The sequence below is a fragment of the Agromyces subbeticus DSM 16689 genome (assembly GCF_000421565.1).
Classification (GTDB): Bacteria; Actinomycetota; Actinomycetes; order Actinomycetales; family Microbacteriaceae; genus Agromyces; species Agromyces subbeticus.
Genome location: NZ_ATXG01000001.1, coordinates 684,817 through 707,543, shown reverse-complemented (window position 1 = coordinate 707,543; position 22,727 = coordinate 684,817). Strand labels below are relative to the sequence as shown.

At 68.3% G+C, this 22,727-nt stretch carries 19 protein-coding genes and 1 pseudogene; 4 read left to right on the top strand and 16 right to left on the bottom strand.

Annotated elements, in window-relative coordinates; genetic code table 11:
- Positions 1 to 49: 49 nt before the first annotated feature.
- The 6 genes from nrdF to H521_RS0103180 all read right to left on the bottom strand — a co-directional run bounded on the left by nrdF (position 50) and on the right by H521_RS0103180 (position 7,946).
- Positions 50 to 1,072 carry a class 1b ribonucleoside-diphosphate reductase subunit beta gene (gene nrdF / locus H521_RS0103205; protein ID WP_022891593.1) on the bottom strand — a complete coding sequence of 341 codons (1,023 nt, stop codon included), beginning with the start codon at positions 1,070 to 1,072 and terminating at the stop codon, positions 50 to 52.
- Positions 1,069 to 1,827 carry an NUMOD3 domain-containing DNA-binding protein gene (locus H521_RS21265; RefSeq protein WP_245560920.1) on the bottom strand — a complete coding sequence of 253 codons (759 nt, stop codon included), beginning with the start codon at positions 1,825 to 1,827 and terminating at the stop codon, positions 1,069 to 1,071. The genes nrdF and H521_RS21265 overlap by 4 nt, the downstream gene beginning before the upstream one ends.
- A 52-nt stretch (positions 1,828 to 1,879) precedes the next feature.
- Entirely contained in the window at positions 1,880 to 3,985 is a 2,106-nt protein-coding gene (nrdE, locus tag H521_RS0103195; protein WP_022891591.1) for a class 1b ribonucleoside-diphosphate reductase subunit alpha, read from the bottom strand.
- A gap of 32 nt (positions 3,986 to 4,017) precedes the next feature.
- Positions 4,018 to 4,434 (bottom strand): class Ib ribonucleoside-diphosphate reductase assembly flavoprotein NrdI, encoded by a 417-nt coding sequence (gene nrdI / locus H521_RS0103190; RefSeq protein ID WP_026481846.1) that lies wholly within the window; start codon positions 4,432 to 4,434, stop codon positions 4,018 to 4,020.
- Between the two features lie 108 nt (positions 4,435 to 4,542).
- Positions 4,543 to 4,776 carry a glutaredoxin-like protein NrdH gene (gene nrdH, locus H521_RS0103185; RefSeq protein WP_026481845.1) on the bottom strand — a complete coding sequence of 78 codons (234 nt, stop codon included), beginning with the start codon at positions 4,774 to 4,776 and terminating at the stop codon, positions 4,543 to 4,545.
- Between the two features lie 365 nt (positions 4,777 to 5,141).
- On the bottom strand, positions 5,142 to 7,946 hold the full coding sequence (locus H521_RS0103180) for an AAA family ATPase (protein ID WP_022891589.1): 2,805 nt from the start codon (positions 7,944 to 7,946) through the stop codon (positions 5,142 to 5,144).
- 105 nt (positions 7,947 to 8,051) lie between these two features.
- Between H521_RS0103180 and H521_RS0103175 the strand changes: the two genes are divergently transcribed.
- From H521_RS0103175 to H521_RS0103165, 3 genes are all read left to right on the top strand, one after another.
- On the top strand, positions 8,052 to 9,008 hold the full coding sequence (locus H521_RS0103175) for a hypothetical protein (protein WP_022891588.1): 957 nt from the start codon (positions 8,052 to 8,054) through the stop codon (positions 9,006 to 9,008).
- Positions 9,008 to 9,880, top strand: a complete 873-nt coding sequence (locus H521_RS0103170; protein ID WP_022891587.1) for a hypothetical protein — start codon at positions 9,008 to 9,010, stop codon at positions 9,878 to 9,880. The genes H521_RS0103175 and H521_RS0103170 overlap by 1 nt, the downstream gene beginning before the upstream one ends.
- Before the next feature lie 140 nt (positions 9,881 to 10,020).
- The gene (locus tag H521_RS0103165; protein ID WP_022891586.1) at positions 10,021 to 10,818 is read left to right on the top strand and encodes an alpha/beta fold hydrolase; all 798 of its coding nucleotides are present in this window, start codon (positions 10,021 to 10,023) and stop codon (positions 10,816 to 10,818) included.
- Between the two features lie 42 nt (positions 10,819 to 10,860).
- Here H521_RS0103165 and H521_RS0103160 read toward each other — a convergent pair whose 3' ends face one another.
- On the bottom strand, positions 10,861 to 11,436 hold the full coding sequence (locus H521_RS0103160; protein ID WP_022891585.1) for an HhH-GPD-type base excision DNA repair protein: 576 nt from the start codon (positions 11,434 to 11,436) through the stop codon (positions 10,861 to 10,863).
- A 12-nt stretch (positions 11,437 to 11,448) separates the two neighbouring features.
- Positions 11,449 to 11,589 carry a hypothetical protein gene (locus H521_RS25720; protein ID WP_022891584.1) on the bottom strand — a complete coding sequence of 47 codons (141 nt, stop codon included), beginning with the start codon at positions 11,587 to 11,589 and terminating at the stop codon, positions 11,449 to 11,451.
- A gap of 54 nt (positions 11,590 to 11,643) precedes the next feature.
- Here H521_RS25720 and H521_RS0103150 point away from each other — a divergent pair, with 54 nt between their 5' ends.
- Entirely contained in the window at positions 11,644 to 12,027 is a 384-nt protein-coding gene (locus H521_RS0103150) for a glyoxalase superfamily protein (RefSeq protein ID WP_022891583.1), read from the top strand.
- A 179-nt stretch (positions 12,028 to 12,206) separates the two neighbouring features.
- On the opposite strand, the gene H521_RS0103145 is transcribed toward H521_RS0103150, so the two are convergent.
- From H521_RS0103145 to H521_RS21260, 8 genes and pseudogenes are all read right to left on the bottom strand, one after another.
- The gene (locus tag H521_RS0103145) at positions 12,207 to 13,367 is read right to left on the bottom strand and encodes a LacI family DNA-binding transcriptional regulator (RefSeq protein ID WP_022891582.1); all 1,161 of its coding nucleotides are present in this window, start codon (positions 13,365 to 13,367) and stop codon (positions 12,207 to 12,209) included.
- A gap of 12 nt (positions 13,368 to 13,379) precedes the next feature.
- Entirely contained in the window at positions 13,380 to 14,903 is a 1,524-nt protein-coding gene (gene araA / locus H521_RS0103140; RefSeq protein WP_022891581.1) for an L-arabinose isomerase, read from the bottom strand.
- 58 nt (positions 14,904 to 14,961) lie between these two features.
- Positions 14,962 to 16,584: a xylulokinase gene (locus H521_RS0103135; protein ID WP_022891580.1), complete on the bottom strand. Its 1,623-nt coding sequence runs from the start codon at positions 16,582 to 16,584 to the stop codon at positions 14,962 to 14,964.
- Positions 16,581 to 17,330 (bottom strand): L-ribulose-5-phosphate 4-epimerase, encoded by a 750-nt coding sequence (locus tag H521_RS0103130; RefSeq protein WP_022891579.1) that lies wholly within the window; start codon positions 17,328 to 17,330, stop codon positions 16,581 to 16,583. The genes H521_RS0103135 and H521_RS0103130 overlap by 4 nt, the downstream gene beginning before the upstream one ends.
- A 193-nt stretch (positions 17,331 to 17,523) precedes the next feature.
- Positions 17,524 to 18,774, bottom strand: coding sequence for a multiple monosaccharide ABC transporter permease (gene mmsB, locus H521_RS0103125; protein WP_022891578.1), 1,251 nt, complete (start codon positions 18,772 to 18,774; stop codon positions 17,524 to 17,526).
- A gap of 42 nt (positions 18,775 to 18,816) precedes the next feature.
- On the bottom strand, positions 18,817 to 20,346 hold the full coding sequence (gene mmsA / locus H521_RS0103120; protein WP_022891577.1) for a multiple monosaccharide ABC transporter ATP-binding protein: 1,530 nt from the start codon (positions 20,344 to 20,346) through the stop codon (positions 18,817 to 18,819).
- 135 nt (positions 20,347 to 20,481) lie between these two features.
- Complete coding sequence (gene chvE / locus H521_RS0103115; protein ID WP_051159170.1) at positions 20,482 to 21,561, bottom strand: multiple monosaccharide ABC transporter substrate-binding protein; 1,080 nt, start codon at positions 21,559 to 21,561, stop codon at positions 20,482 to 20,484.
- A gap of 435 nt (positions 21,562 to 21,996) precedes the next feature.
- Positions 21,997 to 22,668 (bottom strand): annotated as a pseudogene (locus tag H521_RS21260) (L-ribulose-5-phosphate 4-epimerase); the annotation flags it as partial.
- Positions 22,669 to 22,727 lie beyond the last annotated feature (59 nt).

The following is a 22,727-nucleotide window of genomic DNA, read 5'->3' as shown; positions in this document are numbered from 1 at the left end:
GCTCCACGGGACCTGCGGAATGGTGCTTGGGTCTGCTGTCAACCAGCGACTAGAAGTCCCAGTCCTCATCCTCGGTGACAACGGCCTTGCCGATCACGTAGGACGAGCCACTTCCCGAGAAGAAGTCGTGGTTCTCATCCGCGTTCGGCGAGAGCGCCGAGAGGATGGCCGGGTTCACGTCGGTGACCGTCTTCGGGAACATCGGCTCGTAGCCGAGGTTCATGAGGGCCTTGTTGGCGTTGTAGTGCAAGAACTTCTTGACGTCTTCGGTCAGGCCGACGCCGTCGTAGAGGTCTTGCGTGTACTGCACCTCGTTGTCGTAGAGCTCGTAGAGCAGCGAGAACGTGTAGTCCTTCAGGTCGTCGCGCTCGGCCTGCGAGAGCTGCTCGAGCCCCTTCTGGAACTTGTAGCCGATGTAGTACCCGTGCACCGCCTCGTCGCGAATGATGAGACGAATCATGTCGGCCGTGTTGGTGAGCTTCGCCCGCGACGACCAGTACATCGGCAGGTAGAAGCCCGAGTAGAACAAGAAGCTCTCGAGCAGGGTCGAGGCGACCTTGCGCTTCAGCGGCGAGTCGCCCTGGTAGTACTCCATGACGATCGAGGCCTTCTTCTGAAGGTTCTCGTTCTCGACCGACCAGCGGAACGCGTCGTCGATGTCTTTCGTCGAGCACAGCGTCGAGAAGATCGACGAGTAGCTCTTCGCGTGCACCGACTCCATGAACGCGATGTTCGTGTAGACCGCCTCTTCATGAGGCGTGATCGCGTCGGGAATGAGCGAGACCGCACCGACCGTGCCTTGAATCGTGTCGAGCAGGGTCAGACCCGTGAACACGCGCATCGTGAGTTGCTGCTCCTCAGGCGTCAGTGTGTTCCACGACTGAATGTCGTTCGACAGCGGCACCTTCTCGGGCAGCCAGAAGTTGTTGACCAGGCGGTTCCAGACCTCGAGGTCCTTCTCGTCTTGAATCTTGTTCCAGTTGATCGCGTTGACGTGGCTGACGAGCTTCAGCTTGCCGCCCGTGTGCGCGGGGTCATTCTGAGCCGAGTTCACAGGATCGGTGAGGGTCATGAGCTGTCTCTTTCGTTATCGCGATCGTCGATGCAGTGCTGGCACGTCTCTTTGAAGACGCCCTTGTTGGTGTGGTGGCGCGTGTGAGCGTTGCGTACGCTCGACGGCATCGGCCGGCCTTTTCGCACCGCCGACATCTTCGCGCGTGTCTCTTCACTCGCGGTCTTGCCGAAGTTCGCGTTGAGCTCGCCTTGCTTCTGCTCCGACAGCCGCTTCTTCGTCTCGGCGGAAAGCACACGACCATATGCGGGATGATCCGAACCGAACTTCCCGAAGTTCGGATTCTCCGGCCCCGCGTTGCTGCCCTTGCGCGAGGCAGCCCAGCGTGCTTTTTGTTCATCGCTGTGCGCGTGACCCCACATCGGGTTCAACTCACCAGGGCGGGAAATGCCTGGGCGCCCCTTGGAACGCCGACTCGCTGCTTCACGCTGCTCAGCGGTCCAGACGACACCAGTAGGTCCCAGCCCGCCATCAGAGAGATTCAGCAGACGATCGCCCGTCGCTCGATAGAGACTGATCCAACTGATCTCTGCTTGACCGAGATCTTCACGAGACGTCACGACGCGCTCGAGCACGACAACCTCGTACGCGTCATCCGCTGTCTTTCTCAACCAGTCGTAGAACGGGGTCTTGCGCCCATCTCGCGCGACCTTGCGATGCTCGCCCACTCGACGCTGCAGCCCCTTCGTGGTCAGCCCGATGTAGCGATACTCGCCCGTGGACCGCACGCGGAACCCATAGACGATGCCCACCACTGGGGCACCCTGCCCCAACTCGGGCGACCACTGGACTGTCTCGATCATGAGATTAAAGCGCGCAGCTGACGCACATCTCCAGCTCAGTTCCCTCGAGGGCCATCTGACGCAGGCGGATGTAGTAGATCGTCTTGATCCCCTTCTTCCATGCGTAGATCTGCGCCTTGTTGATGTCGCGGGTCGTCGCCGTGTCTTTGAAGAACAGGGTGAGCGAGAGGCCCTGGTCGACGTGCTGCGTCGCCGCGGCGTAGGTGTCGATGACCTTCTCGTAGCCGATCTCGTAGGCGTCCTGGTAGTACTCCAGGTTGTCGTTCGTCATGAACGCCGCCGGGTAGTAGACGCGACCGAGCTTGCCCTCTTTGCGGATCTCGATCTTCGACGCGATCGGGTGGATCGACGCGGTCGAGTTGTTGATGTACGAGATCGAACCTGTGGGCGGCACGGCCTGCAGGTTCTGGTTGTAGATGCCGTGCTCCTGGATCGAGGCCTTCAGCGTCTTCCAGTCCTCCTGCGTCGGAATGTGCACGTTCGAGTCGGCGAAGAGCTGCGTGACCTTGGCGGTCGCGGGCACCCACGCGGCATCCGTGTACTTGTCGAAGAACTCACCCGAGGCGTACTTCGAGTCGGCGAAGCCGTCGAAGGTCTCGCCGCGCTCTTTCGCGATGTTGTTCGACGCCTGCAGGGCGTGGAACAGCACCGTGTAGAAGTAGATGTTCGTGAAGTCGATGCCCTCTTCGCTGCCGTAGAAGATGCGCTCACGAGCGAGGTAGCCGTGCAGGTTCATCTGGCCGAGGCCGATGGCGTGCGACTTGTCGTTGCCGTCTTCGATCGAACGCACCGAGGTGATGTGGCTCATGTTCGACACGGCGGTGAGGCCGCGGATGGCGGTGTCGACCGTCTTGCCGAAGTCGGGCGAGTCCATCGTGAGCGCGATGTTCAGCGAACCGAGGTTGCACGAGATGTCTTTGCCGATCTCGTTGTATGAGAGGTCTTCGTTGTACGTGGTCGGCGTGTTGACCTGCAGAATCTCGCTGCAGAGGTTCGACATGTTGATGCGGCCCTTGATGGGGTTCGCCTTGTTCACCGTGTCTTCGAACACGATGTAGGGGTAGCCGCTCTCGAACTGGATCTCGGCGAGGGTCTGGAAGAACTCGCGCGCGTTGATCTTCGTCTTCTTGATGCGCGGGTTGTCGACCATCTCGCGGTACTTCTCGGTGACCGAGATGTCGCCGAACGGCTTGCCGTAGACCTTCTCGACGTCGTACGGCGAGAAGAGGTACATGTCTTCGCCGTTCTTGGCGAGCTCGAACGTGATGTCGGGCACGACGACGCCGAGCGAGAGCGTCTTGATGCGGATCTTCTCGTCGGCGTTCTCACGCTTCGTGTCGAGGAACCGCATGATGTCGGGGTGGTGCGCGCTGAGGTACACCGCGCCGGCGCCCTGGCGGGCACCGAGCTGGTTGGCGTAGCTGAAGCTGTCTTCGAGCAGCTTCATCACCGGGATGATGCCCGACGACTGGTTCTCGATCTGCTTGATCGGGGCGCCGGCCTCGCGGATGTTGCTGAGCGAGAGCGCAACGCCGCCGCCGCGCTTCGAGAGCTGCAAGGCGGAGTTGATGCCGCGCGAGATCGACTCCATGTTGTCTTCGATGCGCAGCAGGAAGCAGGAGACGAGCTCGCCGCGCTGCGCCTTGCCCGTGTTGAGGAAGGTGGGGGTGGCCGGCTGGAAGCGGCCGCCGATGATCTCTTCGACGAGGTTCACGGCGAGCTTCTCATCGCCCTGGGCCAGGCCGAGCGCGGTCATGACGACGCGGTCTTCGAAGCGCTCGAGGTAGCGCTTGCCGTCGAACGTCTTGAGCGTGTAGCTCGTGTAGTACTTGAACGCGCCGAGGAACGTCTCGAAGCGGAACTTCTTCGAGTACGCGAGGCCGTTGAGCTTGGTGATGAACTCGAACGAGTACTGGTCGAGCACGGCCTGCTCGTAGTACTCCTTCTCGACGAGGTAGTCGAGGCGCTCTTTCAGCGAGTGGAAGAAGACGGTGTTCTGGTTGACGTGCTGCAGGAAGTACTCGCGCGCCGCTTCACGGTCTTTGTCGAACTGGATCTCACCGTTCGGGCCGTAGAGGTTCAGCATCGCGTTGAGCGAGTGGTAATCCATGCCACTCACCGCGCGCGGTGCGTCCATGAGCGCTACGCCGTCAGTTGCTGCTGCGTTTGCCAAAATGCGTCCAATCCATCGTCGACGGCGCGAACGTCGTCAGGGGTTCCGAATACTTCAAACCGGTAGAGGTGCGGCACCCCGGTCTTTGCGGCGATGATGTCGCCGGCCAGACCGAAGGCCGACCCGAAGTTGGTGTTGCCGGCGCTGATCACGCCGCGGATGTTCGAGCGGTTGTCGGGGTCGTTCAAGAAGCGGATGACCTGCTTCGGAACGGCGCCCTTGCCGTCGCCACCGCCGTAGGTCGGCACGACGAGCACGTAGGGCGCGTCGGCGTGCAATGCACCCTCGCGGGCATGCAGCGGGATGCGGGCCGCAGGGCGGCCGAGCTTCTCGATGAAGCGCTTCGTGTTGCCTGAAACGCTCGAGAAGTAGACCAGATTCGTCATGGTGCTTCCTTCGCGACGTTCTGCGGGTTGAGGAGGCGCTTGAGCGCCATCTCGAAACCCCACCGGTTCACTCCCCCGAGCTCACTGGCTGCTGCTAGGCCGAAGGGATCAGGCCAGACGGGAGGCGAGTTCGTCGATCTTGTCGGGGCGGAAGCCCGACCAGTGGCCCTCATCGGTGATGACGACCGGAGCTTGCAGGTACCCCAGCTCTTTGACCTGTGCAAGGGCGTTCTCGTCGACAGACAGGTCGAGCACTTCGTACTCGATGCCTTTGCTGTCGAGGGCACGATACGTCGCGTTGCACTGGACGCAAGAAGGCTTGGTGTAGACCGTAACCGTCATTGTTTTCCCCTCGTTCTCAGGCTCTGGAGGAGCCCGTCCCCCGGTGTTGCTATTTGGTACCTCAATACTACATCTAGTAGTCGCGGAACTCGACTGCCACAACATGCGGTAGTTACATTCGTGTAGTTATCCACCGGGTTCTCCACCGGTTGTGAACAACGGATGTCGCGACGATCGGCGTATTTCTGCGGCAGCCGCTGAGGTTATCCACACCCCGTGAGTTCGAAATCTCTTGGCCTGTGGACGGATGCCGGGCGTGTCGCGAATCGGAACCCTTGGGGGCGATTCGCGGTGCCGACCCCTACATATGGTGTTGTGACCCCCATGTTGCCACCACCCACCGACACTGCAGCGGATGCCGCAGCTCAACGCCCGACGAACTCCACGAGCTCGGCCCGCCCGTGCACGTCGAGCTTGCGGTAGATCGACGCGAGGTGCGAGTCCACCGTGCGCACCGAGACGCTCAGCCGTGCCGCCGCAGCCGCCGACGAGAGGCCCGCCGCGATAAGGCGCGCGATCTCGTTCTCGCGCAGCGTCAGCTCGGCGAGCGGGTCACCCGGCGCGGTCACCGGTCGGCGCTCACCGCACGCCGCGAGCTCTGAGCGCGCCCCCGCCGCCCAGCCGAATGCGCCCAGGGCGTCGAAGGCGTCGGCCGCCTCACGCAGCGGTGCGCGGGCGTCGGCCTTGCGGCGTGCCCGCCGCAGCCGCATACCGTAGAGCAGCTTGGTGCGCGCCGCCTGATACGGATCTCCGGTTCGATCGTGCGCGCCGAGCGCCGCCCCGAACGCCGCGTCGACGTCAGCCGCCGGCGCGAGCAGTGCCCGGCAGCGCAGCGCGATCGCGGCCGCCGGGTTGCCGACGGCGTGAATGCGCGACTCGAAGCGCTCGAGCGCGCGGCGCTGGCCCGCGACATCCGGATCGCGATATCGCCACCGCGCCTCGAACCAGTCGCCGAACCGCGAACTGTAGCCCGGCTGCACGATGCCGACGCGCTCTTCGAGCTCGGCCGCCGCGTCGAGCACGGCGATCGCCTCGGTGAGCTCGCCGGCGCTGAGCTTCGCGAGCCCCTGGGCGCACCACAGCATGTGCCGGAAGAGGGGCGTCGTGCGCTCGGCATCGGGCACCGCGAGCTCGCACAGCGCGAGCGCCTCGTCGGTGGCCCCGCGCGCCGCGAGGAGCCACGCGTGCCGCAACCGGATGTAGCTGAGCGGCCCGAGAATTCCGGTGTCGATGCAGAGCTGCTCGCACTCCGCGAACCGGTCGGCCGCGGCATCCCACCGCCCGGTGACGACGTCGACGACCGCCTCGACGGCGAGCGCGGTGGTGCGCGGCCCGGCGACGTTCGTGGCTGCGGCGACCGCGTCGAAGTGGGCGACGAGGGCGAGCGCGTCGTCGGTGCGTCCGTGCCACGCGAGCTGCAGGGTGATGAAGGGGAACGCCCCGCTCGCCGTGCCGGGGTCGGCGCGCAGCATCCGCTCGCGCCAGCTGCCGAGGTCGAGGCCGGCGTCATCGGCGAGCATCACACGAATGAACTCGTCGACGAGGCTCGGCGCTGCGTCGGTGCGCGAGCGGTCGATCACCCCTGCGACGTGCGCTCGCTCGAGCAACTCGGCGGCGGCGGCGAATTCGCCGAACACCGCGAGCTCGATCGCGTGCGTCACGACGAGCTCGGCCGCGACCCCTGGCTCGCGGGTGGCCGCCGCTGCCGCGAGCTCGACGCTGCGGTCGTCGCGCGACCGGTCGGCGTCGGTCCAGAAGCCGAGCCGCAGCTTGTCGATCTGCCAGCGGGCGAGCTGCACCGCGTCATCGCTCGACGCCATCATCGCCTCGACGAGGCGCAGCGCCGGGGCGCGCGCACCGATGCGCGAATAGGCCGCGAAGGCGGCAGCCTGCCACTCGGGCACCTTGGGGCTGTCGGATGCCGCGGCGATCGCCCGTTCCCAGAACTCGGCGGCCTCGGGGTAGGCGAACCGGGCAGCCGCGCTCTGCGCCGCTGCATCGAGCGCGCTCGCCACCCGGCTCGGGTCGGCACCGGGCTCGGCCCACACGTGCAGCGCCACTCGCTCGACGTCGTCGGCGAAGACGGTCGCGAGCGCGCGGTGCGCCGCGGCCCGCTGCTCGTGCGTTGCGACGGCGATGAGCACGGGCGCGAGCGTCGGATGACTCGGTTCGAACCGTGCCGCGCGAACCTCGATGAGCCCGAGCCGCTGCGGCTCGTCGAGCGCCGTCGCGTCGAGCCCGAGCTGCGCCAGCACCCGGCTCGCCTCGTCGCGGTCGAGCGGCGCAAGGCACACGGCGAGCGCGGCCACCGTCGCCGGTTCGTCGAGCGCAGCGAGGCGGGTGGCGTAGAGCTGCGCGAGGCGGTCGCCCGTCGGCAGCACCTCGGGCAGCGGCTGCTCGTCGCGCCGCTGCGGCGGGTCGAGCTCGGCGGGCAGCTGCACGAGCGCGAGCGGCAGGCCGCGAGCGAGCGAGAGCACCCGGCCGGCCGCGATCGTGCCGAGCTCGGGGTAGCGCTGCCGCAGCAGCTCGCGGCTCTGCGCGTCGTCGAGGGCGGTGAGCGACATGCGCCGGTCGAAGGCGTCGGCGACGTCGATGTCGACCGGCGGGCGCGTGGCGCACACGAGCGACACCCCCGTGCCGCGCAGCCGCCGCGCGAGGAAGAGCAGCACCTGACGAGTCGACTCGTCGACCCAGTGCAGGTCGTCGACGATGAGCGCCACCGGCCGTTCGCGCGCGGCGGTCTCGAGCAGCGCCTTCACGCCCAGGGCGACGGCGAACCGCTCGTGCGGGGTCGCGACCTCGAGCGCGAGCGCCCCCGCGAGCGCGAGTCGCTGCGGTTCGACGAGGGTGTCGAGCCGGTCGAGGAGCGGCTCGAGCAGCTGGTGCAGGGCCGCGAACGGCAGCTGCTCCTCGGCGGCGTGGCCGCTCGCGGCGAGCAGGAGAGGTGCGGGGCGGGCGGCGGCAGCGGCAGCGGCAGCGGCTGCGTCGGTGCCTGCGTCGGCCGCGTCGGCCTCTTCGCCCGCGCCCGCGCCCGCGCTGAGCCGATCGCGCAGGCGTGCGAGCAGCCAGCTCTTGCCCGCCCCGGCCTCGCCGGCGACGAGCACGCTCGGCGCCTCGACCGAACCGACGGTCTCGATGAGCGAGGCGAGCTCGAGCGATCTGAGGTGCATCTTCGCTCACACTCCCGTAGTCGCTACGGATGACAGCCGCCCGCCGGGCTGGTGGCATCAAGCGTAGGGCACCCGTGCCCGCCGACGACCTGAGGAATGGAACCCATGCGACCCCTACGACTCGCCACCCTCGGCGCCGCCTCGGCGCTCGCACTCGCCGCGGTGCTGCTTCCGGCGCAGGCCGCGATGGCGGCGCCGACCGCATCGTTCACCCCGACGGTCGTGGTGCCCGGCGGCACCATCGACGTGACCGGCGCGGGATGCCCCGCCGGAGGCGAGGTCATCGTCGGCACGTGGATTCCCGCGATCGGCGGCGCCTCGAGCTCGAAGTCGACGACCGTCACCGCCGACGGCACCGGCGCCTTCACCGCCACCGTCGCCGTGCACGGTGCGCCCGGCGAGCTGCCCGAGATCACCCCGCCGATCGCCCAGTTCGGCGTGACGGTCACGTGCGACGGCGCGCAGACGGTGATCGGCTTCGGCGCGCTGACCTATGCAGGCGCGCCGCTCACCGCCGTGCTTACTCCCGCCGCAGGGGTCGTGCCGGGTGAGTCGTTCACGGTGAACGGCAGCGGATGCGACGCGGCCGAGGCCGTCTTCATCGCGGTCGATTTTCCAGGCCCGCCGCCGGTGACCCACTTCGATGACACGACGGCCGACGCGAGCGGCAACTTCTCGTTCGTCGTGCCGACCCCGATCGCGAGCGAGCCCGGCGACGTCATCGTGATGGCGGTGAGTTGCGGATCGGGGGCGCCCGTCGAAGACCCCGCCGACTACATCACCCGCACGCTGACGTTCGCGGGCGAGCCGGTCGACCCGGTCGACCCCGTCGAGCCGTCGGTGCCGCCTGCTCCGGCACCGGGGGCGGCTCCCGCCGGCACCGCGCCGGTACCGGCCGCCACGGGCAAGCGGCTCGCCGAGAGCGGTGCCGACCTCGGCGCGGCATCCGCGGGTCTCGCCCTGCTGCTCGCGGGGGCAGCGCTCGTCGGCACGCGTCGGTTGCGACGAGGTGTCTTCGTCGGCACCGTCACCGATGCCGCCGCCCGAACAGAGGAACGCTGATGCGCACCACCACCGCAGCACTGCTCGGCCTCGCCGTGCTCGCACTCACCGCGTGCAGCAACGGCTCGCCGGCCGCGACGCCAGGGGAGAACGAGTCGCCCGCGAGCTCCACGCCGCCCGAGGCATCCGTCGATGCATCGTGCGGCGAGCTCACCGAGCTCGCCGGCACCCTCACCGAGCTCAACGCGAACTTCGATCCGAACACGCTGCTCGACTCCGCGCGCGCGATCGACGCGGGCCTCGAGTCGCTCGACCCGCCGCCTGCGGTGGCCGCGGAATGGGCAGCGGTCGCGAGCATCTTCGGCTCGGCGGTCACGGCAGCGGATGCCGCGGGCGACGACCGTGCCGCACAGGAGGAGGCCCTGGCCGGTGTGCTCGACACCCAGGCGACCCCCGAATCGGTCGCGCACCTCGACACCATTGCGGCCGCGATCGGCGAGCAGTGCGGCGGCGAGGCCGGGGCAGCTGCGGGCGGCGCGAACGAGACCTGCGCGCTCGTGACCGACGACGAGCTCGCCGCCCTCTTCGGCACGGCCGTGCCGGCGCCCTCGGGCTCCGACCTCGGCGAGGGCTTCGCCGAGTGCGAGTGGGAGGCGGCCGGCACGACCGTGCTCGTCTCGGTGCTGCCCGCCGGCGAGTTCACCGACGACTACCTGAATGGCGCGCACGAACCCGTCTCGGCGCTCGAGCAGGGCACCGCGCTGCCCGACTTCGTCGGCATCGGGCGGGTCGGCACCACCGGCGGCACGGTCGCGCAGATCACGGGCGAGAGCGCCTACCTCTTCGCCGTGATGACGCCCGACGAGTCGGTCGACACCGCGCTGGCGGCGGCCGAGTCGCTCGCGGTCGCGGCATCCGCTCGTCTCGGCTGAGGAGCGCTGGCCGTTTCGTGAACGCGCGGCACGCGGGTCCACCGGGCAAGCGGGTCCACGGGCGCGCAAGGTGTCACGCCGACGGATGCGGCTGTCACGGGTGCTCGGTAGCCTGACCCCACGGGAGTGAGGAGTCGACGATGACCGAGTACGTGACCTCAGCAGACGGCACGAAGATCGCCTACGAGCGAGTGGGCTCGGGCCCGCCCGTCATCCTCGTCGATGGGGCGATGCAGTTTCGTGCGTTCGACCCCGCGAGCGGTGAGATGGCGACCGAGCTCGCGAGCCACGGCTTCTCGGTCGTGCGCTTCGATCGGCGCGGGCGCGGCGAGAGCCCTGCCAGCTCCCCCATCACGCTCGCGCAGACCCTCGACGACGTGGCCGCGCTCATCGCCGAGGCCACCGAGGGCGCCGATGACGCCGTCGCGCTGTTCGCGAACTCCTCGGGCGGGGCGATCGCACTCGCCGCCGCGGCATTCGGGCTCCCCATCTCGAAGCTCGTGCTGTGGGAGGTTCCGCTCACCGACGAGCTCGGCACGAACGGCGAGCTGTTCCTCACCGGGCTTCGCGAGCACCTCGCGGCGGGCGACCCCGACGCGACCATCGAGTACTTCATGAAGGACATGCCGCCCGAGTGGCTCGAGGGCGCGAAAGCGAGCCCGGACTGGCCGATCATGACGGCGATGGGGCCGAGCCTCGAGCCCGACGCCGAGGCACTCGCGTGGACCCAGAGCGCACCGCGAGCCGCCCTCTGGGCCGGCGTCACGCAACCGACCCTCGTGCTCGTGGGCGAGCAGACGCTCGACATGATGCGCCCCGCCGCCGACTCGCTCATCGAGAACCTGACGAACGCCGTGCTCGACACCGCGCCCGCCGCCGATCACGCCTGGGAGCCGAAGTCGATGGCGCTGAAGGTCGCGGGGTTCCTCGTCGGCTGAGCGCGACAGGCGAAGAGTGCGACCGAGCCGCACCGGGCAGGCTCAGGCCTTCGCGGCCTTGGCCGCGGCTTTCGCCGCCTGCTTCGTGGCGCGCACCTTCGTGAGCGACTCGGCGTCGACGATGTCGGCGACCGAGCGAAACGCTCCCTCTTCACCGTAGGCGCCGGCGGCCTCGCGCCAGCCGGGCGCGGTGAGGTCGCGCTGCTTGCCGAGCAGCGCGAGGAAGATGCGCGCCTTCTGGTCGCCGAAGCCGGGCAGTTTCTTCAGCCGAGCGAGCACCTCGGCACCCGAAGGGTCGCCCTGCGTCCAGATCGCGGATGCCTCGCCGCCCCAGTCATCGACGATGGCCTCGGCGAGCGCTTGCACGCGACCGGCCATCGATCCGGGAAAACGGTGCACGGCGGGGGTCTGCTTGAACACCTCGACGAACGCCTCGGGCTCGTACCCCGCGATCGTCGCGGGATCGATCGAGCCGATGCGCGCGCGGATCTTCTCGGGCCCGGCGAACGCGGACTCCATGGTCACCTGCTGGTCGAGGAGCATTCCCGTGAGCAGCGCGAACGCGTCGTCGCTGAGCAGTTCGTCTGCTGCCGGGTCTCCGGTGATGTGCAATGCCATGCGCCCATCCTTTCACCGTGCCGCGCCGAGGTCACGGGCGGTACGAGCACGGCGCCGCAGCGGCATCCGCTCGTCGTCGACCAGCGCCGAATGCGGACGGAAACTGTCCGCTTCGTTGCCGATCGTGGAAGCAGACGATTCGATGAGACGCATCGCACCGATCCGAACCGCACCGTACCGCCACGTACCGAACTGTGAGGAGTCACCATGGACTGGAAGATCGAACTCATCTTCGTGCCCGTCACCGACGTCGACCGCGCGAAGGAGTTCTACGTCGAGAAGCTCGGCTTCAACGCCGACCACGACCAGCAGGTCAACGAAGAGCTGCGCTTCGTGCAGCTCACGCCACCTGGATCGGCGTGCTCGATCTCGATCGGCAAGGGGCTCGGCAGCGCGGTGCAACCGGGAACGCTCGACGTGATCCAGGTCGTCGTCGCCGATGCCGACGCGGCGCTCGCCGAGCTTCGCGCGAAGGGCGTCGAGGCCGAGGGCGTCGACGAGCAGGCCTGGGGCCGCTTCGTCACGCTGAAGGACCCCGACGGCAACCGCTGGACGCTGCAGCAACTGCCCGACTACAGCCAGCAGGGCTAGGCGGGCGAGCCGACGGCGGGCGCCGACGCTCGCACGACAAGCGTCGGCGTGCACAACTCCGGAGATTCTGGCCTCACCACGGCGTGTCGCGCCGTGCCATCGGCGTGTCGGCGTCTCACTCCGGAGTTGTGAGCGGCACGCAGCGGCTCCCGTCGGTCAGCGCCGGGGCAGCGCCGGGGTCAGCGCCGGGCGGGGGGTGCCGTGCTCGCGCGCACGACGAGTTCGGGCACGCGCGACGTGCGGTCGGCGGCTTCCGCTTCGCCGCGCAGCACGTCGAGCACGGTGGCGACGACGTCGCGGCCGAGCACGTCGAAGTCCTGCCGCATGGTCGTGAGGGGCGGGGCGAAGTGCGCCGCCTCGGGGATGTCGTCGAACCCGATGACACTCACGTCGTCGGGCACCCGCACGCCGGCCTCGCGGTAGGCGTGCAGCAGGCCGAGCGACATCTGGTCGTTGGCGCTGAAGACGGCGGTCGCGTCGCGGTCGGCGGCGAGGCGAAGGCCGGCCTCGTATCCGGATGCCGCGAGCCAGTCGCCCTCGATCGGCTCGTGCGCCGCGAGCCCGTGCTCGCGCATGACATCGACCCAACCGCGGCGGCGCTCCGCGGCATCCATCGATTCGCGTGGCCCGGCGACATGTCGGATCGACCGGTGGCCGAGCTCGATGAGGTGCCGTGTCGCGAGGCGCGCGCCCTCGTACTGGTCCATCGCGACGCGGTGCAGGCCCGGCGCCGGTTCCGACGCGACGACGACGAGCGGCACCCCCGCGTCGATGCCGCCGAGCACGCCGACGCCTTCGCGTTCGCCCGAGATGAGCACGATCGCCTCGACCCGCTGCAGCGCGAGCCGGTGCACGGCCTGCCGCAGCACGTCGGCATCGAGCGAGCGCATGCTCGCCTGGCTCACCGTGTAGCCGGCCTCGTGCGCGGCCTCGTTGAAGCCGAGCGCGGCGTTCGACGGACCGTAGTCAGGTCGCCCCGCCTGGATCAGCCCGAGGTTGCCCGAGCGGCGCTTCGCCATCGCGCGCGCTGCCGGCGACGGCGTGTAGTTGAGCTCGGCGATCGCCTGCTCGACCCGCACCTTCGTCGACGCCGCGACGCCCGTGAGGTCGTTGAGCACTCGCGACACCGTCTGATGCGAGACGCCGGCGAGTCGCGCGACGTCGAACATCGTCGGCACGCCGGTGCCGGGCGCCTCGGCGGTCGGCACGGTGGGCGCGGTGGGTGCGGCATCCGTAGCGGTCACGCCGGCCGAGGCGGCCGTGCCGACCCCGCCCGGCGCACCGGAAGCACCGGCGGCACCAGCCGCCGCCTCACTCCCCCGCGATGCCCGCGCAGCCATGAACCGCCCCGATCAGAGGCCCTGTGCCAGTCGGTAGTAAGCCTGGTTCCAGCGTACTTCGTGCTGGAAGCCGGGCAGCGTGGTCGCCTCGTCGATGACGAGCAGCTCGGTCTTCGACATCTCGGCGAAGTCGCGGAACACCTCGACGCCGACCGCGGTCGACATCACCGTGTGGTGCGCCGCGCCGGCCGTCAGCCACGCTGCAGCGCTCGTGGCGAAGTCGGGGGCCGGCTTCCACACGGCGCGGCCGACGGGCAGGTTCGGCAGCGGATGCCGCGGCGCCACGTTCTCGACCACGTTCGCCGTGAGGCGGAACCGGTCGCGCATGTCGCTCATCGCGACGACGACGGCGGGGCCGGGGTCGGCAGTGAAGACGAGACGCACGGGGTCCTCCTTGCCGCCGATGCCGAGCGGGTGCACCTCGAGGCTCGGCTTCGCGGTCGTCAGCGACGGCGAGACCTCGAGCATGTGCGCGCCGAGGATGAGCTCGTCGCCGGGCGTCATGTCGTAGGTGTAGTCCTCCATGAGCGAGGCGCCACCGGGCAGGCCCGCGCCCATGACGCTCGCGATGCGCACGAGCACGGCCGTCTTCCAGTCGCCCTCTGCACCGAAGCCGTATCCCTCGGCCATGAGTCGCTGCACCGCGAGGCCCGGCAGTTGCCGCAGCGCGCCGAGGTCTTCGAAGCTCGTCGTGAACGCGCCGAACCCACCCTCTTCGAGGAAGGAGCGGAGTCCCAGCTCGATCGCCGCGCCGTAGCGCAGGCTCTCGTGCCGCTCGCCGGTCTTGCGCAGCTCGGGCACGACGTCGTAGAGGTCTTCGTACTCGGCGGTGAGCAGGTCGATCTCGGCATCGGATGCCGCGTGCACGGCCTCGGCGAGCTCGTTGACGCCCCACGTGTTGACCTGCACGCCGAACCGCAGTTCGGCCTCGGTCTTGTCACCCTCGGTGACGGCGACGTAGCGCATGTTGTCGCCGAAGCGAGCGAGCTTCAGGCTGCGGGATGCCGCGAGGCCGGCCGCTGCGCGCTGCCAGGTGCCGATCTCGCCCTGCACGCGCGGGTCGGTGACGTGGCCGACGACGGTCTTGCGGGCGACGCCGAGCCGGGTCTGGATGTAGCCGAACTCGCGGTCGCCGTGCGCGGCCTGGTTGAGGTTCATGAAGTCGAAGTCGATCTCGCCCCACGGCAGCTCGACGTTGGCCTGGGTGTGCAGGTGCAGCAGCGGCTTCTGCAGGGCGTCGAGGCCGGCGATCCACATCTTGGCCGGGCTGAAGGTGTGCATCCACGCGATGAGGCCGATGACGTTGTCGGCGGCGTTGGCCTCGAGGGTCATGCGGCGGATCGAGTCGGAGTCCTTCAGCACGGGCTGCCAGACGACCTTCACGGGCACGCCCGCGGCGTCGCCGAGAGTGTCGGCGATCTGCTGCGACTGCGCGGCGACCTGGCGGAGCGTCTCTTCGCCGTAGAGGTTCTGGCTGCCGGTGAGGAACCAGACCTCGTAGCTGTCGAGCGAGGTGGTGAGCGGGGTGCGGGTCATGCGGTTCTCCCTGGTGCGAGGTTCGTGAGTGGTGGGAAGTTCATGGTCGGTGCGGCGTTCACAGCGCGTCGACGGCGGCGGCTTCGACGGCCAGCCCCGACCGGTAGCGGTCGAGGAAGGCGGCGAAGCCGGCGACATCCGCCGGTTCGGGGTCGACGGTGTCGAATTCGGCGCTCGCGAAGACGCGCTCGTCGAGGTAGCCCGCCAGGTCGATCTCGGCGGCAGACGACAGGTACGACGCGAGCACGGCGATGCCCCAGGCCCCGCCCTCCGACGCCGTCTCGCCGACGGCGACCGGGGCGTCGAGCGCCCCGGCCAGGAACCCCTGGGCGACACCGGCGGTGCGGAAGATGCCGCCGTGGGCGAGCATGCGGTCGAGCTCGACGCCCTCGGAGGCGAGCACGCGCATGCCGAGGCTGAGCGTGCCGTAGACGCCGTAGACCTGGGCGCGCATGAAGTTCGCGAGCGTGAGGCGGCTGTCGGGGGTGCGCACGAAGAGCGGCCGCCCCTCGGTGAGTCCCGCGATCGGTTCGCCGGCGAGGTGGTTGTAGGCGAGCAGCCCGCCGGCATCGGCCTCGCCGTCGAGGGCCTGCCGCAGGAGCACCTCGAACACGGTGTCGTTGTCGACCGAGAGGCCGGCGGCACCGGCGAACTCGGCGAACATGCCGGCCCACGCCGCGAGCTCGCTCGCGCCGTTGTTGCAGTGCACCATCGCAACGGGGTCGCCCGCCGGCGTGGTCACGAGGTCGAGCTCGTGGTGCGCGTGCTCGAGTGGCCGCTCGAGCACGACCATCGCGAAGATGCTCGTGCCGGCGCTGACGTTGCCGGTGCGCGGGGCGACCGAGCCGGTCGCGACCATGCCCGTGCCGGCGTCACCCTCGGGCGGGCACAGCGGCGCGCCGGGCTGCAGCGCGCCCGACGGGTCGAGCAGCGCAGCGCCCTCGGGGGTGAGTTCACCGGCGGCCCGGCCGGCGGGCAGCACTGCCGGAAGCAGTTCGGTGAGATGCACGCCGGGTGCGCGCTGCGCCACGAGCCGGCCGTAGACCTCCAGCAGCGAGCTGTCGTAGTCGTTCGTCGTCGAATCGATCGGGAACATGCCCGAGGCGTCGCCCACGCCGAGCACCTTGCGACCCGTGAGCCGCCAGTGCACGTAACCGGCGAGCGTGGTGACGAAGTCGAGCTGCCCGACGTGCGGCTCTTCGTCGAGGATGGCCTGGTGCAGGTGGGCGATCGACCAGCGCAGCGGGATGTTCACGCCGAACTGCTCGCTGAGCTCGGCCGCAGCCGGCCCGGTCGAGGTGTTGCGCCAGGTGCGGAACGGCACGAGCAGCTCGTCGTTCGCGTCGAAGGCGAGGTAGCCGTGCATCATCGCCGAGACGCCGATCGCGCCGAAGGTCGACGGCGTGACGTCGTAGCGGCGCCGCAGGTCAGCAGCCAGGTCGGCGTAGGCCGCCTGCAGGCCCGTCCACACGTCGTCGAGCGAGTAGGTCCACACGCGGCCCTCGAAGCGGTTCTCCCACTCGTGGCTGCCGACGGCGAGCACGACCGTGGGGTCGTCGCCCACGAGGCAGGCCTTGATGCGGGTGGAGCCGAACTCGATGCCGAGCGAGGTGCGCCCCTCGAGAATCGCAGCCTTGGCGTCGGCGAGCGCGCGCGCCTGCGGGTCGGTGGACTCGGTCATGAACGTGCCTCTTCGCTCTGCCCGTAGACGTTCTGGTACCGGTCGTAGAGCCGGTCGATCGCGTCTTGCGGAATGGGGATCAGGGGGCCCGCCTCGCGGGCGTAGTGCACGCTGCGCGCGACGTCTTCGACCATGACGGCGGCCTTGACCGCGGCCTTCGCGTCGGCACCGATCGTGAACGGCCCGTGGTTCTGCATGAGCACCGCCGGCGAACGGTGACCGCTGAGCGTCTCGACGATGCCGCGGCCGATCGAGTCGTCGCCGATGATCGCGAACGGGCCGACGGGGATCGGGCCGCCGAACTCGTCGGCCATCGCGGTGATCACGCACGGGATCGACTCGCCGCGTGCCGCCCAGGCGACCGCGAACGTCGAGTGCGTGTGCACGACACCGCCGACCTCGGGCATGTTGCGGTAGACGTAGGCGTGCGCCGCGGTGTCGCTCGACGGGCTGCGGTCGGAGCCGGGCGTGCCCGGGATCACGTTGCCGTCGAGGTCGCAGAGGATCATGTTCTCGGGGGCGAGGTCGTCGTAGCTCACGCCGCTCGGCTTGATCACGAAGAGGTCGGCGCCGGGCACTCGGCCCGAGACGTTGCCGCCCGTCCAGACGACGAGCCCGTTGCGGGTCAGCTCGCCGTGCAGCCGCGCCACGTCAGCGCGCACGGTCGCGATGGCCGCCTCGATCTCGGGGGTGAACTCGGGCCTGCCGTCGACGCCGCTGGCGTGCTGCTCGGTGGCATCGGGCATGGTGACTCCTCTGTCGGACGCGTTCTCACGCCAGCTTTGTTAGCGCTAACGGAATTCCCATGTTAGCGCTCACGACCCAGCGCCTCAACCCGAGATCTGCAGCAGCGGATGCCGCGGCATCCGCTGCCCTGAAACGACGAAGGGGCGGATGCCGCGTGACCTGCACACGACATCCGCCCGTTCATGATTGCTGCTACTGACCGCCCGAGCGGCGCTTGTTGTAGACGTCGAACGCCACCGCGAGCAGCAGCACCATGCCCTTGACGGCCTGCTGCCACTCGATGCCGATGCCCATGATCGACATGCCGTTGTTGAGCACACCGATGATGAGACCACCGATGATCGCACCGCCGATGGTGCCGACACCGCCCTGTACGGCCGCACCGCCGATGAAGGCCGCCGAGATCGCCTCGAGCTCGAAGCCGTCACCGGCCTTCGGGCCTGCCAGGTTCAATCGCGCGGTGAAGATGAGACCGGCGAGCGCCGCGAGCACGCCCATGTTCACGAAGAGCCAGAAGTCGACGCGACGCGTCTTGATGCCCGACAGCTCGGCCGCGTGGCGGTTGCCGCCGATCGCGTAGATGTGGCGGCCGAAGACCGTGCGGTTCATGACGATGCCGTAGACCAGCACGAGCACCGCGAGGATGATGAGCGTGATCGGGATGCCTTTGTACGAGGCGAGCGAGTAGGCGAAGAAGCCGATCGCGGCCGAGACGAGCACGAGCTTGATGATGAACCAGGTCATCGGCTCGACCTCTTGGCCGTACTTCTGGCGGCCGCGGCGGGTGCGCACCTGCTGCACGATGAGCGCGATGATGGCGATCGCACCGACGCCGAGCGTGAGCGGATCGATCTCGAACTCGCCGAACACGTCGGTGAGGAAGCCGTTGCCGAGCGCGCGGTACTCGACCGGGAACGAGCCGATGTTCGCGTTGCCGAGCACGACGAGTGCGAGGCCGCGGAAGATGAGCATGCCGGCCAGAGTCACGATGAACGCCGGTATGCCGACGTAGGCGATCCAGAAGCCCTGCCAGACGCCCACGAGCGCGCCGATGCCGAGCGAGAGGATGACCGCGAGCCACCACGGCATGCCCCACTGCACGGCGAAGACACCGGAACAGGCGCCGACGAAGGCTGCCACCGAACCGACCGAGAGGTCGATGTGGCCGGCGATGATGACCATCACCATGCCGATCGCGAGCACGAGGATGTAGCCGTTCTGCACCACGAGGTTCGAGATGTTCTGCGGCCGCAGCAGGATGCCGTTGGTGAGGATCGAGAACAGCACGACCACCGCGATGAGCGCGATGAAGATGCCGTTCTTGCCGAGGTCGGCGAGCACGTGGCTCAGGCGCTCGGTGAACGAGTTCCTGACCGGGTTGATGTTCGCGCCGACCGCCTGCGTGTCGCCGGTGGGCGGGGTCTGGGTTGGGGTGTTCGACATGGTGTCTCCGTGTCTTCGTCGTGTCTCGGGGTTCGCCGAGCCCTAGCGGGGCTTTTCCATGGTCATGAGCTTGAGCATCGCCTCGGGGGTGGCTTCTTCAACCGGGAGCTCACCCGTGATGCGGCCCTCGGAGAGCGCGTAGACGCGATCGGAGATGCCGAGGAGCTCTGGCAGCTCCGACGAGATCACGATGATGCCCTTGCCCTCGGCGGCGAGGCGATTGATGATCGAGTAGATCTCGTACTTCGCGCCGACGTCGATGCCGCGGGTCGGCTCGTCGAGGATGAGCACGTCGGGGTCGGAGTAGATCCACTTCGACAGCACGACCTTCTGCTGGTTGCCGCCCGAGAGCTTGCCGGTCTTCACGAGCACGTTCGGCGCCTTGATGTTCATCGACTTGCGGTACTCGTTGGCGACCTTGTACTCCTCGTTGTCGTGCACGAGGCCGTACTTCTCGAGCTTCTTGAGCGACGCCATCGAGATGTTGCGCTTGATGTCCTCGATGAGGTTGAGGCCGTAGGTCTTGCGGTCTTCGGTGGCGTAGGCGATGCCGTGGTCGATCGCCTCGGCGACCGTGCGCGTCTTGATCTCCTTGCCGCGCAGGAACACGCGACCGCTGATTCTCGAGCCGTACGACTGCCCGAAGAGGCTCATCGCGAACTCGGTGCGCCCTGCGCCCATGAGGCCGGCGATGCCGACGATCTCACCGGCGCGCACGTTGATGTTGACGCTGTCGACGACGACGCGCGAGGTGTCTTGCGGGTGGTGCGCCGTCCAGTCTTCGACCCGAAGCAGCTCTTCGCCGATGTTCGGCGTGTGGTCGGGGTAGCGGTGCTCGAGGTCACGGCCGACCATGTCCTTGATGATGCGGTCTTCCGTGACATCCTGCTTCGCGATCGTCTCGATCGTCTTGCCGTCGCGGATGATCGTCACCGAGTCGGCGACCTTCTTGATCTCGTTGAGCTTGTGGCTGATGATGATCGACGTGATGCCCTGCCCCTTGAGGTGCAGGATCAGGTCGAGCAGGTGATCGGAGTCTTCGTCGTTGAGTGCCGCGGTGGGCTCGTCGAGGATGAGGAGCTTCACCTCTTTCGAGAGCGCCTTCGCGATCTCGACGAGCTGCTGCTTGCCGACGCCGATGTCCATGATCTTGGTCGTCGGGTTCTCGCGCAGGCCGACCCGGGCGAGCAGCTTCGACGCCTCGAAGTTCGTCTTGTTCCAGTCGATGAGGCCGCCGCGGCCCTTCAACTCGTTGTTGAGGAAGATGTTCTCGGCGATCGACAGGTACGGGCTGAGCGCCAGTTCCTGGTGGATGATGACGATGCCCTTGGCCTCACTGTCGGTGAGGTCGCGGAATTCCACCGTCTCGTTCTCGAAGACGATGTCGCCGTCGTAGGTGCCGTGCGGGTAGACGCCCGACAGCACCTTCATGAGGGTCGACTTGCCGGCGCCGTTCTCGCCGCAGATGGCGTGCACTTCGCCGCGCTCGACCCCGAGGGTGACGTTCGACAGGGCCTTCACGCCCGGGAACGTCTTCGTGATGCCGCGCATCTCGAGAATGTTGGTGGTCATCCTTGCTCCTGCTTCATTGCCGGGTGGGGCGACCGGATTTGGATACCGCCGCGGTCGGGACCTGAGGCGAGAGTACTCCCGCTCAGGCCCCGACACGCGGGGCAACCGAATCCGGTCGACGTGTACCGGTGCTGACTAACCCTTGATTTCCTCTTCGGTCCAGTAGCCACTGTCGACGAGAACCTCGGTGATGTTGTCCTTGACGACGATCTGCGACTCGAGCAGGAACGACGGCACGACCTTCACGCCGTTGTCGTAGTCCTCGGTGTTGTTCACCTCGGGCTCTTCGCCGTTCAGGATGGCGGCAGCCATGTCGACCGCGACGGACGCGAGTTCACGAGTGTCCTTGAAGATGGTCGCGAACTGCTCGCCCGAGTTGATCGCCTTGACCGAGTCGAGCTCGGCGTCCTGGCCGGAGATGACCGGCCAGCCTTCGCCGACCGTGTAGCCGGCGTCGGTGAGGGCCGAGATGATGCCGCGCGAGATGCCGTCGTACGGCGAGAGCACCGCGTTGACGGTCGAGCCGTCGGAGTAGTCGGCCGTGAGGATGTCCTCCATGCGGCTCTGAGCGGTCTCGCCGTCCCAGCGGAGCGTCGCGACCTGTTCGATGTCGGTCTGACCCGACTTCACGACGAGCGTTCCGTCGTCGATGAGCGGCTGGAGCACGTCCATCGCACCGTCGAAGAAGAAGAACGCGTTGTTGTCGTCGAGCGAGCCGGCGAACAGCTCGATGTTGAACGGCCCTGCGGGCGCGCCCTCGATCGGGGTGCCGTCGAGCTCAGCGAGGCCGAGGCCGTTGAGCACTGACCATGCCTGCTGCTGGCCGACGACGAAGTTGTCGAACGACGCGTAGTAGTTGACGTTCTCGGTGTCGCGGATGAGGCGGTCGTAGGCGATGACGGGGATGTCCGCGTCAGCGGCATCCTGCAGCACGCTCGTGAGCGTGGTGCCGTCGATCGAGGCGATGATCAGGGCTTCTGCGCCCTTGGTGATCATGTTCTCGATCTGCGAGACCTGGGTCGGGATGTCGTCTTCTGCGTACTGCAGGTCGACGGTGAAGCCCTGCTCCTCGAGCTGCTCCTTGACGGCGTCGCCGTCCTGGATCCAGCGCTCCGAGCTCTTCGTGGGCATCGCGACGCCGATGAGGCCGCCTTCGCCGCCGCCGTCACCACTGTCGCCGCCGGCGCCGCCCGAGCACGCGGCGAGCGCGAGCATCGACCCGGCCGCGAGCGTTGCGAGAAGCACCTTCTTCGAGTTCTTCACGGTGTGTCCTTTCACTGTGTCAATCAATGGACGTCGTTGTCTTGGTGACAGACGGAGTCGGCCGTGTCCATGCCGGTCGTCTCCCCTCGCGCCGGCCCGTGGGGGCGGGCTGCGCAAGCCTTGTGGCCGATCGATGCGTCATCGTCGGTCTGCGACCTTCTGGCGGGCATCGGATGCCGCCGCTCCGGTCTGCGGTGTCGTGGCGGTCGAGGCGGGCGCGGCGGTCGTCGCCGCTGCCGTCGCCTTCGTTGTCGTCGAGTGCGTGGTCTTCGTGGTCTTGGCGGCCTTCGTCGGCTTCGCGGTCGTTGCCGCGGCCTTCGCCGACGACTTCGCGGCGGCCTTGGCCGACTTCGCACGCCCGGCGGAGCGCGAGCGCGTGCCGGCCAGCTGCGCACGGCTGAAGAGTCCGTCGACCTCGCCCTGCAGCATGGGCTCGACAGTGCCGCCCTCAGTAGCGAGGTGCACGGTGCGCGCGACGTCTTCGAGCAGTACCGCGGCCTTCACGGCGTCTCGCGCGGTCGCGCCGATCGTGAACGGGCCGTGGTTGCGCATGAGCACCGCTCGGCTGCGATGGTCCGCGAGTGTCTCGACGATGCCCCGGCCGATCGAGTCATCGCCGATCGTGGACACCGGGCCCACGGGCACCGGGCCGCCGAACTCCGCGGCCATCGGCGCGATCACGCACGGGATCTGCTGGCCACGAGCCGCCCACGCCGAGGCGTAGGTCGAGTGGGTGTGCACGATGCCGCCGACCTCGGGCATGTTGCGGTAGACGTAGGCGTGCGTCGCGGTGTCGTTCGAGGGCGCCTGCTCGCTGCCGGGCGTGCCCGCCACGGCGTTGCCGTCGAGGTCGCAGAGGATCATGTTCTCGGGCGCCAGTTCGTCATAGCCGACGCCGCTCGGCTTGATCACGAAGAGGTCGGCGCCGGGCACTCGGCCCGAGACGTTGCCTCCCGTCCACACGACGAGGCCGTACTTCACGAGGTCGGCGTGACGCTTGGCGATGTCGGCGCGAACGCGCGCGATCGTCACCTCGACCTGCGGCCCGAATCCGCTCATCGCACGGTCCTTCGGCACGCGGCGGCCGGGCGGAAAGCCAGGCGGCTGTCGTGCGCGGA